General features: G+C 58.9%; 10 protein-coding genes. 5 read left to right on the top strand and 5 right to left on the bottom strand.

Features of this window, described 5'->3' with window-relative positions; translation table 11 throughout:
- The first annotated feature begins 4 nt into the window (after positions 1 to 4).
- The 5 genes from BSIN_RS09355 (at position 5) to BSIN_RS09335 (ending at position 8,530) form a co-directional block, all read left to right on the top strand.
- Positions 5 to 1,489 (top strand): ABC transporter ATP-binding protein, encoded by a 1,485-nt coding sequence (locus BSIN_RS09355; protein ID WP_218192410.1) that lies wholly within the window; start codon positions 5 to 7, stop codon positions 1,487 to 1,489.
- A gap of 1 nt (position 1,490) precedes the next feature.
- On the top strand, positions 1,491 to 4,268 hold the full coding sequence (locus BSIN_RS09350) for a methyltransferase domain-containing protein (protein ID WP_256583711.1): 2,778 nt from the start codon (positions 1,491 to 1,493) through the stop codon (positions 4,266 to 4,268).
- Between the two features lie 10 nt (positions 4,269 to 4,278).
- The gene (locus BSIN_RS09345; RefSeq protein WP_218192409.1) at positions 4,279 to 5,544 is read left to right on the top strand and encodes a glycosyl transferase; all 1,266 of its coding nucleotides are present in this window, start codon (positions 4,279 to 4,281) and stop codon (positions 5,542 to 5,544) included.
- 72 nt (positions 5,545 to 5,616) lie between these two features.
- A complete protein-coding gene (locus tag BSIN_RS09340; RefSeq protein WP_159935917.1) occupies positions 5,617 to 6,816 on the top strand; it encodes a phytanoyl-CoA dioxygenase family protein in 1,200 nt (399 codons plus the stop codon).
- A 37-nt stretch (positions 6,817 to 6,853) separates the two neighbouring features.
- Positions 6,854 to 8,530 (top strand): glycosyltransferase, encoded by a 1,677-nt coding sequence (locus BSIN_RS09335; RefSeq protein ID WP_089340268.1) that lies wholly within the window; start codon positions 6,854 to 6,856, stop codon positions 8,528 to 8,530.
- A gap of 511 nt (positions 8,531 to 9,041) precedes the next feature.
- Here BSIN_RS09335 and hisC read toward each other — a convergent pair.
- The 5 genes from hisC to BSIN_RS09310 form a co-directional block, all read right to left on the bottom strand.
- Positions 9,042 to 10,145: a histidinol-phosphate transaminase gene (gene hisC / locus BSIN_RS09330; protein WP_159935915.1), complete on the bottom strand. Its 1,104-nt coding sequence runs from the start codon at positions 10,143 to 10,145 to the stop codon at positions 9,042 to 9,044.
- A 686-nt stretch (positions 10,146 to 10,831) separates the two neighbouring features.
- On the bottom strand, positions 10,832 to 11,083 hold the full coding sequence (locus BSIN_RS09325) for a formate dehydrogenase subunit delta (RefSeq protein ID WP_059518787.1): 252 nt from the start codon (positions 11,081 to 11,083) through the stop codon (positions 10,832 to 10,834).
- Positions 11,084 to 11,090: 7 nt separating this feature from the next.
- Positions 11,091 to 14,060 carry a formate dehydrogenase subunit alpha gene (gene fdhF / locus BSIN_RS09320; RefSeq protein ID WP_089340266.1) on the bottom strand — a complete coding sequence of 990 codons (2,970 nt, stop codon included), beginning with the start codon at positions 14,058 to 14,060 and terminating at the stop codon, positions 11,091 to 11,093.
- Positions 14,061 to 14,076: 16 nt separating this feature from the next.
- Complete coding sequence (locus tag BSIN_RS09315; RefSeq protein ID WP_089340265.1) at positions 14,077 to 15,654, bottom strand: formate dehydrogenase beta subunit; 1,578 nt, start codon at positions 15,652 to 15,654, stop codon at positions 14,077 to 14,079.
- Positions 15,651 to 16,166, bottom strand: coding sequence for an NAD(P)H-dependent oxidoreductase subunit E (locus tag BSIN_RS09310; RefSeq protein WP_089340264.1), 516 nt, complete (start codon positions 16,164 to 16,166; stop codon positions 15,651 to 15,653). The genes BSIN_RS09315 and BSIN_RS09310 overlap by 4 nt, the downstream gene beginning before the upstream one ends.
- Between the last annotated feature and the right edge of the window lie 86 nt (positions 16,167 to 16,252).

Genomic DNA, 16,252 nt, shown 5'->3' with positions numbered 1-16,252 from the left:
CATAGTGCGCGTCGACGGCGTCAGTAAAAAATTTAATGTCTATAGCAATCCGTCCGACCGGTTGCGCCAGTATGGGCAACGCTGGTTGATGCGCGCGTTACCGCATGCATTGCAGCGGCGTTTGCCGAATGCGATCGTAGATCGCAAGTTTCATCGGGAATTCTGGGCGCTGCGCGATATCTCGTTCGATCTCAAGCGCGGTGAGAGCGTTGGCATCCTGGGGATGAACGGCGCAGGCAAGTCCACGCTGCTTCAAGTGGTGGCCAAGATTCTGAAGCCGACTGTCGGCAGGGTCGAGACCGTCGGACGTCTCGCGGGCCTGTTTGAACTCGGCTCAGGCTTCAACCCGGAGTTTACGGGGCGGGACAACGTCTATCTCAATGCCGCGATGCTCGGTTTCTCGCGAAATGAGATCAACGAGCGCTTCGACAGCATCGAGCGTTTCGCGGGCATCGGAACGTTCATCGATCAACCGGTCAAGACCTATTCGAGCGGCATGATGGTCCGGCTGGCCTTTGCCGTTCAGGTTCAACTTGAGCCAGACATCCTTATCGTCGACGAGGCATTGGCAGTCGGCGATGCGCTTTTTCAGAAGCGTTGCTACGAGCGTATCGAACGGTTCCTCTCCGACGGCGGCAGCTTGCTATTTGTTTCGCACGATCAGGAGTCGGTGCGAACGCTCACTGATCGCGCGCTGCTGCTGAAGGACGGCGGCATCGTATGCTCGGGCTTGTCGTCGGAAGTGGTGCTCGAATATCGCCGTCTGCTACACGAAGCGGAAAATGCGCAGGCGCGCGACGTGCTCGAATATCTGTCGTCGGCGCGTCAATCGATGGCGCTCGCTCAAGTGCCGGCGCTTGCCGAGGCCGAGCAGGGTGACGATCAGCCAGCAGTGCCGGACGATGATGCGGCGGCCGACGATGCCGAAATGCCGCGGCGCAATCGCACGGCGGATATGTCGTTCGGCGATCTCGATGTCGAGATCCTCGAAGTCGCCACGCTGGATGAGCATGGAGCCGCGTGCCAGTTGTTCTATCCCGGCGATCTCATCGACGTCAGATTGCGTTTTCGCGTCAACCGAACGATCAATCACCTCAATCTTGGCATCCGCCTACGTAACAAAGAGGGCGTCAAGGTCTATTCGGGCGGCACCTTCAATCAGGATATCGTCAATCGACATGCCGCTGCGGCAGTCGAATCGACATGGGAGCGGGTATTCCACGCAGGCGAGATCATCGAATTGTCCGAACGTTTCGAATGCCGGCTGGGCGAGGGATATTACGAAATCCAGTCGTATGCCGCTGAAGAAAAGGTGATGACGCCGGGCCACCAACGCATGTTGCACTGGATGGATGAAAGTGCATTCTTCCGCGTGTCGATGAATCGGTTCGAACGCTGGTATGGCGGCGTGTCGGATATTTGCCCGGTTTGCAGCGTGCGGGTGCTGGAAAACGGGGCGGCCCAAATGTCTGGAGAGCGTGTTGCGTGACATGGATATTGCGCGCCGGCTGTTGACGGCATTCGGCGTGGCGCGATTCGTCGTGTGCGGCGAAATGCCGGTCGCGAGCCGAAATATGCTGTATGACGCAGGCTGCGAAGTGCGGGAGCAGCTCGATGACGATCCGGCTTGTCTCGTCTGTGTCGGTCTGGCCGAGGGCGAGCTGTGGCGTCTGCTGGAGCAAGTCAAGCGCGGGCGGATCGCGGGCGTCTACATCGAGCGTCAGGCGGATGACGAAATCGGTACGCGAGACGAACTGGAGAAGCGATGTTTTTCGCTCGATTACCGAAAGCATCCGTACTACCACCGGGTGTTCGGCTATGCGGATCTCGAGCGGGCCGATGCGTTGCTCGCGACACTTCTCGAGCCGCTCGACGCGCAAGCCGCAGCGCTGTATCCGCTGCCCCGGCTTCTTGAAGAGCGCGATCTCCACATGGACATGCTGCGCGAGGCCGGCCGCCGTTCCGATGCGCACGTGATTCGCTATGAATGGGCGTCGCAGTTCATACGCCCGAACGATGCGGTGCTCGATGCCGCATGCGGCCTCGGCTATGGCACCCATGTCATGCAGCACTTGTCGCTCGGAGCGACGTTCGTTGGAATCGATGGCAGCGACTGGGCGATTGATTATGCGAACCGGTGTTTCGGCGGCGGCAATGTGCGCTATGTGGCCGGCTATTTGCCAGACGCTTTGAGCGGTTATGGCGATGCGTCGTTCGATGTGGTCGTCTCGTTTGAGACATTGGAGCATGTCGCTGAACCGCGGCGCTTGCTGAGCGAATTTGCGCGAATCCTGCGGCCGGGCGGACGGGTCGTGACGAGCGTGCCGAACGACTGGAGCGACGAGACGGGCGCGGATCCCAATCCGCATCATTTTCATGTGTATACGTGGGAGAGGCTGCGTAACGAGATTGCCGAGCACTTCATCGTTGAATCGGCGACACGCCAGATCGCGAGCGGCTGCAAGCGGCTCGATGTGGCATGTGAATGGGTGCCGAGGCCGCGGTTGCTCGAGTCCGTCCCGCTCGAATCGGCTGGCCTTGTGGAGGCGGAGTGGTGGCTGGCCGTCGGGATGAAAGCGCCGCAACTCGGCCACGGCGTCGTGTATCGGGAGACCGTGCATGAGGCGTTCAACGGCCGAACGCATCTCGTGGATTTCGCCGAGCATTACGAGAATCCATGGCTGGTTCACGGCATGGTCGAAATTCCTTATCGCCTGCAGCGCCGAGACGGGCTGATGGACATCGCCGACGACGTCCTGTCCCGTCATGACAGAAAGACACCCGATTACGGCGCGGCGCTCGCGGTCAAGGGCTATGGTTTGCTCGAGCAACTGCCGGCCGGCACCCGGCCACCCGCGCTGGTGCAGTGGGATGCCGACGTGTGTGCTTATCTCGAGATCGGCTCGTCCAATCCGCATGTCAGGCGTTGGTATGTGTCGTTGACTTTTCTGCGTGCGCGCTTGGACATGCGCAGCGGTGATCGCCTTCGCGCAAAAGCGGGTTTTGAGCAGATTGCAAGCGCAGATGTCGCGGACATCACGCCGACGCTGGGAACGAAGGTGGTGGAAGCGGCGTTGCGTTTGGGCTTGTTGTGCTGGCATGACGGCGAAACCGAGCGCGCGCGCGCCGCGTGGTTGAGCGGGCTGACTGCTGCTGGCCGGCTCTTTCAATGCGATTGGATGGAGTTTTACGGCAATACGCGGCGGCCGATGGGTTTTGCGATGAATGATGCAGTCGAGATTGTCGACCGGGCTTCTGCGTGTGCGCAGGCATTGTCCATTTCGAATGGCGCATCGGTTTCGGTTGGCACGCGGTTGTATGGTGTGTTGAGGCAGTCGCTGCGATCAGCGGTAGGACAACTCGAAGTCGATTTACGCGCCGCTCTCGAAGTCAAAGGCCATCTGGAGCAGTTGACGCTCGAGCGCCTCGAGCGGATTCATACGTTGGAGGCGCAACTCCGGGATACCGACAAAGCCTTCCGCTTTGCCGAACGGCTGTCGCTCGAACGTTTGTCGGAAATTCAAGCGCTGGACCAGCGAGCGACGGCATTTGATTTGGCGCTTGAAGAGGCTAAGCGCCTGTCGCAGGAGCGTCTTGCCCGGACTATGACGCTGGATGCACAACTGGCCGAGACCAACAAAGCATTGGACGAAGTCAAGAAGCTGTCTATTGAGCGACTCGACAAACTCATGCTGCTCGAAAAGCAGCTAAAGGAAACCGCTGCGACACACGAAACACGTCTTGAGCAGACCGATGCCGCGCTCAATGAAATGAAAGCGCTTGCGGACGAGCGGCTCGAGCGGATTCATACGCTGGAGGCACAACTTCGGGATACCGACAAAGCTTTTCGCTTTGCCGAACGGTTGTCGCTTGAACGCTTGTCGGAAATTCAGGTGCTGGACCAGCGAGCGACGGCATTTGATTTGGCGCTCGAAGAAACGAAGCGCTTGTCGAAGGAGCGGCTTGCTCAACTGATGGCACTGGATGCGCAACTGGCCGAGACCAATAAAGCATTGGACGAAGTCAAGGAGCTGTCAATTGAGCGACTCGACAAACTCATGCTTCTCGAAGAGCAGCTAAAGGAAACCGCTGCGGCACACGAAACACGTCTTGAGCAAGCCGATGCCGCGCTCATTGAAATGAAAGCCCTTGCGGATGAGCGGCTTGAGCGGATTCGTGCGTTGGAGTTGCAGCTGGCTGCGCATGCCGCCGAGCATTCAACCGACGCGGAGATCAAAACCGGTCAGGATGTGGCCAAGAAACTTTGATTGAAAAAACATGAGAACGAAGACCATTGTATTTACCAGCGCAGCGCTTAACTATATTCCGAAAGTTCGGATGTTATTCAATTCCTTGCGCGAGCTTCATCCTGAAATCGAATTACATCTTGCGCTGTCTGACATACTGCCTAAAGATGTCGATCTGAGCAACGAGCCGTTCGACGAGGTTCACCCGATCAGTGAACTGGGCATTCCCGACTGGAAAGGATGGACGTTTTGCCATTCGATCGTGGAGCTGTCGACGGCGATCAAGCCGTTCGTGCTCGAAAAATTGCTGCTGCGCCCGGATACGGAGCGCGTGATCTACTTCGATCCGGACATGGTTTTATTTTCGAGGGTCGATGATTTGCTCGAGGCACTCGAAGAATCGAATGTTATTTTGACACCGCACCAAACGGAGCCTGAAAGCCGCTTGTCGGCGGTGATCGACAATGAAATTTGCAGCCTCAAGCACGGGGTCTACAACCTCGGATTCGTCGGTGTTTCGGCGACGGACGAGGGATTGCGGTTTGCAAACTGGTGGAAGCAGCGAATTTACTATTTTTGCCGCGCCGATATTCCGAACGGCTTGTTTACAGACCAGCGCTGGATTGACCTCGTGCCGGCCTTTTTCTCGGACGTTGCCATCATTCGTTCTCCGCGACATAACGTGGCGCCTTGGAACGTTACGACCCGCGATGTGACGGGAAGTTTTGCAGAGGGTTTCCAGGTTAATGGCGAGAAACTCGGTTTCTATCACTTCACGGGTTTTGATAGCGGCGCGCATCGTGTAATGGCGTCGATCAATGCACGGCCGGCGTCGAAAATCGGTATGTTGATCGATTGGTACGAGCGCGAAACGGCTCAATTGGCATTGGATCCGCTCGCTCAATACAAATGGGCGTTCGCTGCGTATTCGAATGGCGAGAAGATCGATCCGCTCCACCGATTGATTTATCGAGAGCGTGTCGATTTACAAAGAGCATTTGCCGATCCATTCGATGCAAGCAACGGCGGGTACTTCGGCTGGGTGACCAAGCAAGGCGTGCTCGAATATCCGAACCTGGCCGTGAGGGATCAAGCGGATCCCGGGCTCGATATGCTTAAGCGCCAATTAACTCCAGGCTTCAGGCCCTCTCATGAAGACAATCTGGATTGGAACCGCATTCGCAATCTGGCTGCTGACGTCATGACGCGTCCGTCGCAGGCGACTCGCTATGCCAAGCGTGCATGGGAGATTTTGCGTCAGGAAGGCATAAAAGGAGTGACTCGTCGGTTGAGTTGAAAATTGTTTTAGCGGGACGGGGCAATGCGAGAAAAGCGTGTTGCGACGAAAATAAAACGACTAGGGACCAAAATGAAACTACAAGCTAAATTTGCCGAAGACGGCACTGCGGGGATTTTGACGTACACCTTGCACGGTACTGGGCGGCTCAGGCCGAACGCGGAAATATCGATCCAGGTTGCCGGGAGGCAAGACATTCAGTTGAGCGCGGCGCGGGCAGCAGACTTGCCGATCGATATTCATATTCACACACACCTGTTCGAAAACGGTACGTACACGCTGCAAGCAAAGGCAAAGAGCGGATGGCTGGGCGACACGATTCACGCACAAACCGTTTTTAAGATCGAACATCGCGATGGACTGGCGGCGAAGGTCTCGTCTCTTCTGGCCGAAGCCGGCACGCCTCCGGTATTCGCGGGAGACTGCGATTCGTCGTACTACCCCTATGATGAAACCGCGGCGACGCCTTGGTTCGATCGGCCGGATGCGGATGAACATATTGCTGCATTGCTGCGCTCGGGCGAGATTTCGGGCACTGAGGCCAGTGCGCTGCGCCAATTCGTGAAAGACGGCCTCATGATTCTCGAAGACGTGATCGACGACGCGTTGGTCGATGCCGTCAACGCGGAAATCGAAGATGCGATTGAACGTAAGTACCAAAACTATGAGTTTGGGACGAGTCAGCGAATCGAACATCTTCATCTGCATTATCCGAACATGCGTAAGTTGTGGCTCGATCGGCGCCATCTTCGCCTGGCCGATCTGGTATTCAATGCTCGTGCCCGGCCTTGTCAGACACTGACTTACGTATTCGGCAGTCAGCAAGATGCGCATCAGGACACGGTGCACCTTACGCCGTTTCCCGCAGGCTATATGTGCGGCATCTGGATCGCGCTGCAGGATATCTGCGCAAATAGCGGAGAGCTTGTCGTTTATCCGGGCAGCCATCGCGAGCCGCGCATTTATTTAAATGGAACGGGGTGCAATAAGGTCCGATCGGACTGGAGCGAGTTCGGTGCCAAGATCGTGCCGAAATATCAGGAAATGTCGGCGCGATATACCCCTTTCGTTTACCGCCCGAAAAAAGGCACTGTTCTGATTTGGCATGAAAACCTGTTGCATGCGGGGTCGGTTCGTCTTGATCAATCGTTGCCGCGCCGCTCGGTGGTCATTCACGCATTCGCGGATGGTGCGATCGGTTACTACGATTCAACGGGTATAGCGGCAAGTGCAGTGCCATTCACGGAAATTGCCGCCTTTGCTGGAAATTGACGCGCTTTATGCCGTCGACGGGTTAAGAAATACTGATATGAATATATCCAATGCCCCAATACTGGACCGGGAAAACGATTTGACCGAATTCAGGTGGTCGATCGATCATCTTGCCGTAAATGAAGATGGCGCGCTTCTCTTATTTGGTTGGGCCCTGCATGTCAAGCGCGAAATCAAGCGGCTGATTGTCGTTTGCCACGGCTCGGACGGGGAAGAATTGCATTTTCCCGTCACATATGGAACTGAACGGGTAGACGTTGCGAGGTCGATGCCGGAAGTCATCCATGCAAGCACGAGCGGGTTTTATTATTTCGGACATTTGCCGCTTTCGGGGAAGACGAGCGTATCGCTCAAGGTTACGTTGGCGGACGGCAGCAGCGTCACGCTCCCATCTGGCCGCGAGGTGGAAAAAAAAGCGGCCGCGTCAGGCGTTTCGAGCGCTACAACACGCACGCGTATTCAGGCGTATCGCTATCTGCTGGGGCGCGCGTGGCATTTTGCGGCATCGGGCCGCTTCACGGATCTAGGAGCGGCTGCCGCACGATACCTTCGCAATCGGCCTCCCAAGGTCGCAGGCGGACTGGACGGCATCCTGAGTCGGCTGAGTCAACAAAAAGAGACGGTGCTCGTTATCGATCATGATTTGGGGGGCGGCGCGAATCAGTTTCGCAGGAAATTGATGCGCGATTTGGTTTCGTCGAACGCGCAAGTCCTGCTTCTCACCTTTCATCTACCGTCGCTGCGTTATGCGATCGAGTTGCATGTAGACGACGAACTGGTTCGAGTCGCGGTGAATGGCGAGCGTCTGTTCACTGAACTACAGCGTTTGCCGCTCAACCGGATTCATTATAATAATTCGGTTTCCTTCACGAATCAGTTGTCGTTGCTTCATGCATTGATATTGATTCATTCGAGTCGTGCGGTGCCGATAACATTTTATTTGCACGATTATCACAGTATTTGTCCATCCCATTTTTTGCTCGATAATCACGGGAAATTTTGTAATATCCCTGATCTGCAGCGCTGTGCAAAATGCCTGCCGGCGATGAGCAGTGGCCTGGTGTCGTTGTTTGCCGAGCGGGATATCGGTCTTTGGCGGAAGGTCTGGTTCGACTTTCTGACGCAGACGACTGAAATCGTCTGTTTTTCGAATGCGAGCCTTCAACTGCTGCTGAAGGCTTATCCGGGACTTGCCGATCATCGTCGCCTGGTGGTCCGGCCGCATGACATGTCCGATTTTCCGGTCAAGCAGATAACGTTTGACCTCGATAGGCCGCTCAATATCGGTGTGGTTGGTCGAATTAACGAACATAAGGGGGCCGCTATCGTTGCGGAAATGGCCGACGCGCTCGAGCGGAGGAACAAGGGTGAGCGTATCACCGTCCTGGGCGCGCTCGACGCGGCTCGAGTGTCGGGCGTTCTTCACGTAACGGGAGCGTATGAGCGGGACAAGCTGTCGGATCTCGTGGACAAACATCAGATCAACATGATTGCGTTCACCTCGATCTGGCCGGAGACGTTTTCGTTCGTTGTATCGGAAGTCATGAATTTGGGCTTGCCGATTGTCTGCTTCGACATGGGCGCACCTGCCGAACGAGTCCGATCTTATTCGCTTGGCAAGGAAATTCCATTTTGTGATGGTGCCACGCTGGTCGAGACGATTGTGGCGTTCAAGGACGAACTGCGCAAGAAGCGGCAGCTACATCGGGTGTAACAGCGGTCCTGGCATGACGCAAACAGTAGCATTCAGAGTGTTGTCGGCTGGTATGCGCACTCGATTTGTTAGCAGCGTCAAATTTGCTGAATCGATGTTTTGACGGCTGGCGGCCTAATTGGGTAGTGTTTGTTCGGACTACCATGATTTAAGGCACCACGTCGGCCCGTGCGCCGGAAAGCAAGCGATCGATATGCTTCGACGGCTTGCTGCAAGCGAGTCCGATGCGTGGGTGCGTCGCGATATCGGTTTGCCGGCACGCGGGTTTATAGCCTACCCAGGTTTTCCGCGGAGCGGGGGACGATCGGCGTTCAGGGAGCCGCTCAATGCCGATGAAACTGCGTTCCGCACGGCGGCTTCGATATGCACCGAAGAAGGTGGACGAGTGCAAAGGATGGGCGTGCTTTTTATCGTAGGCTTGTCCGTGAGCGAAGAACATTGTCGCTGTGATCCGCGTGGTGGCAGCAAGCAGTTGCAGCAATCTACGTCGGAGAAAGTAGCTTTCGAGCTGTTAACCTGTATTGCACACTCGCTGATTTGGACTCGGAAGATCTACTTCGCGGTGGAGCGTTTCGGCAGTCACCGACGCTATTACCTTTGAAAATGCATCGATAAATGCTTGGTTTTCCTGAACAGTGCCGATCGTCACTCGAATATGATCGGGATATTCGCGGAATCCCCGCACGTGCACGTGATGTTTTCTTAGGCGTTCGACGATGTTCGAACCATCCGGCGTCTTTAGTAATAGAAAGTTTCCTTCGCTGGCTGCGACACAATACGGAGCGATGACTGGGTGAGTTTGCAGCCGCCTGCGCTCGGCTGCATTGTGTGAGCGGCAAGCCGCAATGAAGTCGGCATCCTCGAGCGCCATTCTGGCGAGCTCGGCGGTCAATGCATTGATATTGAACGGCGGCCGCGTATGCTCCAATTGTCCAATCAGCATGGGATTCGAAATGCCATAGCCTAGGCGCAATCCCGCAAGTCCGTAGGCTTTCGATAGCGTCCGAACCACAACGAGATTCGGATATTGGTCGACAAAACCGATGCAAGACTTGAAGTCCGGGCTCGTCGCATATTCCGCGTAGGCTTCATCGACAACGAGCAACGTCGACTCCGGTATGTGCTGCAACAGGCTACGCATCGTCACTTCATTCAGATAACGGCCCGTCGGATTGCACGGATTGTCGAGAAAAATGACCTGTGCATCGGCGGCGGCTTCCAATAGTGCGTCGACGTCGTGACCATAGTATTTTGATGAGACGAAACGGACTTCGGCGCCCGTCATCGAACTCGCAATCGAGTAGAACGAAAACGAGTATTCGGAGCACAACGCGGTGCGGCCTCGTGAGAGAAATGCCCGGGCCAGAAACATTAGGATTTCAGACGAACCATTGCCAATCAAGAGTTGATTTTCGTCGATGCTGTGTAGGCGGCTAAGAGCCGATCGAAGCGCAGGATAGTAATTGTTCGGATAACGAGCGATGTTGCAATGTTCGAGGAGTTGTTTCCCCAGTTTCCGCAAACGGGATTCACCGAACGGGTTTTCGTTGTTGCACAGGTATACCGCAAACGGCTTCAGTAATGCAGGGATGGAAAACTTATTGCGATGAGCCACCGCCGGAAGGGACTCGGTTATTCGCTACGCCAATCAACAGACACTGCTTTGACAACATACGCAGCGTCTGAAAAATCGGAAGCATTCGTCAATTGAGTCGATTGCGTGCGGTTGCCGTTGCCGACTGGCCATAAGCCGCACGGTGATGCAGGAAAGATGGCTCAGATTCGTTAGCCGGCGTTCCGTGAGTTGAAATCCAGGTCAGGCCGGCGTGGGGAGGTTTACCGGGAGCAGGCCGCGCGGGGAGTCCGCCATTGACCGGTGCGGTTACCGTTTCTTGGAGCACTCACGGTGCCGGTGCGGTGGACAGGGACGTAACCGGTGTGCATGTGCCTATCCGGCAGGATAGGCACATGCACGGCAATATTTATTGGCATTCCTTCCGAGTCAGCCAGATCAGGATGTCGCAAAGATACAGAGAAAAGACTTCCGTTACGCCATAGATATGATTAATCATCGTGGACGTTCTCCATAGGTTTCGATAGTGGCTGGGAAGGGATGAGTGATGCGGTACGGGGCATCCGGTCCCGCATCTATCCTACAACAGGCACCCACACGTCAAAATAGCGCAGTGGCTCGTGCGCGCCATATAAGCATGCGTCGCGCAACAGCATGCCACGCCCATGCTGCCGCACCGTATCACGCGACGAAATAACTGACGTGGCAGGCCGAACGACGCAGCGGTTTCACGCGGGCGAGATGACGGGTGACAGCGTATCGCGATACGCTGCAACCGCGTCACGGACGATCGGTGCGACACGCTGAGCCGCCTCGCATCCAGGATCGTCGAGCGCGGCGAGCAGCGCGCGCCGCATCCGAGGTTCCCAGAAGCGTCGGATATGGTCGGCAATGCCGGCCAGTGCCTCATCGCGATCGGGCATCGAAGCGAAAAATGCGCCGATCTGGTTGGCCATGTCGATCAGGTGTCCGGAATTCATTGCGTTCTCACTTACCCGTCGATACGCCTGCCGCTTCGCGGCGTTCGAGCAGGTCGAGCTGTTCGGCGGTGAAGCGTGCGTATGCGGTTTGCCAATCGGAGCGTTGGGTGACCGGGAGCACTTGAACGGCCGTTACCTTGTATTCGGGGCAATTCGTCGCCCAATCGGAGTTGTCTGTCGTGATGACATTCGCGCCTGATTCGGGGAAGTGGAACGTCGTATACACGACGCCCGGCTGCATCCGCTCGGTCACGAGCGCACGCAGTACTGTCTGGCCGGCACGCGATTCGATGCCGACCCAGTCGCCGCTTCGTATGCCGCGTTCCTGCGCATCGTGCGGATGAATCTCGAGCCGGTCCTCGTGATGCCATTGCACGTTGTCAGTGCGCCGCGTTTGCGCGCCGACGTTGTACTGTGACAGGATGCGGCCTGTCGTCAAAATCAGCGGATAACGCGGCGTGATTTTTTCTGCGGACGGGATGAACTGCGTGATCACGAAGCGTCCCTTGCCGCGCACGAAAGTGTCGACATGCATCGTCGGCGTGCCGTTGGGCGCGTGTTCGTTGCATGGCCATTGGATACTGCCGAGCGCATCGAGCTTGTCATACGATACGCCCGCGAAGGTCGGCGTGAGCCGCGCGATTTCGTCCATGATTTCCGATGGATGCGCATAATCCATCGCGTAGCCGAGCGCGCGGGACAGCATCAGCGTCACTTCCCAGTCCGCATAGCCGGCAAGCGGCGGCATGACCTTGCGCACGCGCGAGATGCGTCGCTCGGCGTTGGTGAAGGTGCCGTCCTTTTCGAGAAACGACGAGCCGGGCAGGAACACATGCGCATACTTTGCCGTCTCGTTCAGAAAGATATCCTGCACGACAATGCATTCCATCGAGGTCAGTGCGGCCGCGACATGTTGCGTATTCGGGTCCGACTGAACGATATCCTCGCCTTGGCAATAGAGGCCCTTGAAACTGCCGTCCAGCGCCGCATCGAACATGTTCGGAATGCGTAGACCCGGTTCCGGCTGCAACGTCGCGCCCCACGCTGCTTCGAACTGCGCACGCACGTTCGCATCGCCGATGTGCCGATAGCCGGGAAGCTCGTGCGGGAACGAACCCATGTCGCATGAGCCTTGCACGTTGTTCTGACCGCGCAGCGGATTGACGCCGACGCCTTCACGGCCGATGTTGCCGGTGGCCATCGCGAGATTCGCGATGCCCATCACCATCGTCGAGCCTTGCGCATGCTCGGTCACACCGAGTCCGTAATAGATTGCGGAGCGCCCCCGGCCCATGCCGGCGGGGCGTGCGCCGCTCGCATACAGGCGCGCGGCGGCGCGCACCTGTTCGGCCGGTACGCCGGTCACGGCGGCGCTTGCTTCGGGCGAATTCTCGGCGCGCGCCGCGAACTCGCGCCATTGCTCGTAAGCGCGGGCTTCGCAGCGTTCGGCGACGAAGGCGTCGTCGACGAGCCCTTCGGTGACGATCACATGGGCGAGCGCATTGATGATGGCGACGTTGGTGCCGGGGCGCAGTTGCAGATGATGATCGGCTTTCACGTGCGGGCCATCGACGAGATCGATGCGGCGCGGATCGATGACGATCAACTTTGCGCCTTCGCGCACGCGGCGCTTCAGGCGAGAGCCGAAAACCGGATGGCCGTCGGTGGGATTCGCGCCGATCACGACGATCACGTCTGCGTTGCCGATCGACGCGAAGGTTTGCGTGCCCGCCGATTCGCCCAGCGTCGTCTTGAGCCCGTAGCCGGTCGGCGAATGGCAAACGCGTGCGCAGGTGTCGACGTTATTGTTGCCGAACGCGGCGCGTACCAACTTTTGCACCAGGTAGGTTTCCTCGTTCGTGCAACGCGACGACGTGATGCCGCCGATCGAATCGCGGCCGTATTTCGCCTGCAGGCTGCGCAGCCGCGTTGCCGCATAAGTGAGCGCTTCGTCCCAACTCACTTCGCGCCACGGATCGCTGATTTTCTCGCGGATCATCGGCTTCGTGATGCGGTCCTTGTGTGTCGCGTAGCCCCACGCGAAGCGGCCTTTCACGCAGGCGTGGCCTTCGTTGGCGCGGCCGCTGCGGTGCGGCGTCATGCGCACGACCTGCGAACCTTTCATCTCGGCCTTCAGCGAGCAGCCGACGCCGCAATATGCGCACGTCGTGACGATCGCATGCTCGGGTTGGCCGAGCTGCACGACCGATTTTTCCTGAAGCGTCGCGGTCGGGCATGCGGCGACGCATGCGCCGCACGACACGCATTCGGAGGCCATGAACGATTCGCTTTCGCTGGCTGCGACGCGCGATTCGAAGCCGCGCGCGGCGATCGTCAGCGCGAACGTGCCCTGCGTTTGCTCACACGCACGCACGCAGCGGCTGCAGACGATGCATTTCGACGGGTCGTAGGTGAAATATGGGTTGGATTCGTCTTTCGGCTCGTGCAGATGATTGGCACCGCCGTTGCCGTAGCGCACCTCGCGCAGGCCGACGATGCCGGCCATGTCCTGCAACTCGCAGTCGCCGTTGGCGGGGCAGGTCAGGCAGTCGAGCGGATGATCGGAGATATACAGCTCCATCACGTTGCGGCGCAGCGTCTGCAAGCGCTCCGATTGGGTGCGCACCTTCATGCCGGCTTCGGCCGGTGTCGTGCACGAGGCCGGATAGCCGCGCCGGCCTTCGATTTCGACGAGACACAGGCGGCACGAGCCGAACGGTTCGAGCGAATCGGTCGCGCACAGCTTCGGCACGTTGATGCCCGCCTCGATCGCGGCGCGCATGACCGACGTGCCGGCAGGCACCGTGACAGGCCGGCCGTCGATCTCGAGCGTGACGCGGGTGTCGGCGTGGCGGCGCGGCGTACCGTAATCCGTATCGTCGAACGGCTCCAGCACGCGCGCCTGCGCGGCGTGTTTGCATGTGCAGTGGCTCGAGCCACAGCCGCTTTCGCGGCCGTTGAGCGTGTCGGTGGACATGGAGGCTCCTTGCGGATCAGGCCGCGGTCTTGACCGGGTTCGGCGCGGCGTTTTTGCCGGCGGCGAGCCCGAAATCCTCGGGAAAATGCTCGAGCGCGGAGAGGACCGGATACGGCGTCATCCCGCCCATCGCGCATAGCGAGCCGGCGAGCATCGTGTCGCACAGCTCGCGCAGCAGCGTGATTTGCCGCTCGGAGGTGTCGCCTTGCCGAATGCGCGCGATGGTTTCGACGCCGCGCGTCGAGCCGATCCGGCAGGGCGTGCACTTGCCGCACGATTCGATCGCGCAGAATTTCATCGCGTACTCGGCGAGCTGCGCCAGATTCGACGTGTCGTCATGCAGCACGATGCCCCCGTGACCGACGACCGCGCCGATCGCCGCGTAGGCCTCGTAATCCAACGGCACGTCCCATTGATGCTCCGGCAGATACGTGCCGAGCGGGCCGCCGACTTGCGCGGCGCGCGCGGGCCGCCCGCTCGCGGTGCCGCCGCCGAAATCGAACAGCAGCTCGCGCAGCGTCGCGCCGAACGCAAGCTCGACCAGGCCGCCTTGCTTGATGTTGCCCGCGAGCTGGAACGGCAGCGTGCCGCGCGAGCGGCCCATCCCGTAATCGCGATAGAACGCGGCGCCGCGCGCGAAGATCACGGGCGCGGTTGCGAGCGTGATCACGTTGTTGATGACCGTGGGTTGACCGAACAGGCCCGCAAGCGCGGGCAGCGGAGGCTTCGCGCGCACCACGCCGCGTTTGCCTTCGAGCGATTCGAGCAGCGCCGTTTCCTCGCCGCAGACATACGAGCCCGCGCCTTTCGCGACATACAGCTCGAACGCGTGCGTGGAGCCGAGCACGCGTTCGCCCAGCCAGCCGGCCTCGCGCGCGCGCGCGATCGCCGCTTCGAGCGTGGCGATCGCATGCGGATATTCGCTGCGCACGTAGATATGGCCGATCGTTGCGCCGGTCGCGACGCCCGCGATGATCATTCCTTCGATCAGGCAGTACGGATCGCTTTCCATGATCAAACGATCGGAAAACGTGCCCGAATCGCCTTCGTCAGCATTGCAGACGATATATTTTTGCTGCGCGTTCGCGTGCCGGACCGTGCGCCATTTGATGCCGGCCGGGAATGCCGCGCCGCCGCGGCCGCGCAGGCCCGATTCGATCAGCGTTTCGCATGCGGCGTCGCCTTTCATGGCGAGCGCGTGCTTCAGACCGGCAAGGCCGTCGTGCCGCAAGTAATCGTCAATCGACAATGGGTCGGTCAGGCCGATGCGCGCGAACGTCAGACGCTGCTGGCGCGCGAGATACGGCAGCGCGTCAACGAGGCCGACGCAGCTTGGATGTGCGCCGCCGTTTAGCCAGCCGGCGTCGAACAGCGCCGGCACATCGGCAGCCGACAGGTTCGCATAGCCAATGCGGCCGGCGGCCGTGCCGATCTCGACGAGCGGCTCGAGCCACAGCAGGCCGCGCGAACCGTTGCGGATCAGCTCGATCGTCACGCCGCGCCGCTCGGCTTGCTCGGCGATGGCCGCGGCGAGTGCGTCGGCGCCAAGTGCAAGCGCGGACGAGTCGCGCGGCACGTAAATGCGTGTCGTCATGCTGCCCCCACGGTTTGGGATACGGCATGCTCGAGCAGTGTGTCGAATTTTTCCGGCGTGACCTTCGCGTGCAGTACTCCGTTGATCGTCATCGACGGCGATTGCGCGCATAGCCCGAGGCAGTAAACCGATTCGAGTGCGATGGCAGCCGGCACACCGGCGTCATGTGCGTGCGGATGCGCGGTGCCGTCGCGCGTGGCGTCGAAGCGGCAGCGCGTGCGCGTTTGCGCATGCTCGGCGAGCGTTTCGCTACCCATGCTGCGGCATGCTTCGGCGCGGCATATCTGAATTGTCACGCGCGCGGGCGGCGCCGTGCGAAAGTGGTGGTAATAGGTCAGCACGCCGTGCACTTCCGCGCGTGACAAATTCAGCGCTTTCGCGAGCAGTGCGACGCAGCCGGGCGGCACGTAGCCTGCATCGTCCTGGATCGCGTGCAGGATCGCGACGAGCGAGCGGCCGGCGCGCGCATGGCGCTCGACGAGCGCATCGGGCGCGGGGGAAATCGGGGACATCTGTTATGCTCCTCCAAAGTCTCATATGCACTATGAATTCATATATGGTGCATCGCGGCTTTGTTTTGATGGATTTTAGGCAACGA

It is taken from the genome of Burkholderia singularis (assembly GCF_900176645.1).
Taxonomy (GTDB): domain Bacteria; phylum Pseudomonadota; class Gammaproteobacteria; order Burkholderiales; family Burkholderiaceae; genus Burkholderia; species Burkholderia singularis.
Note: the sequence above shows the minus strand (reverse complement) of the source record. Positions and strands in the feature narration are given on the sequence as shown.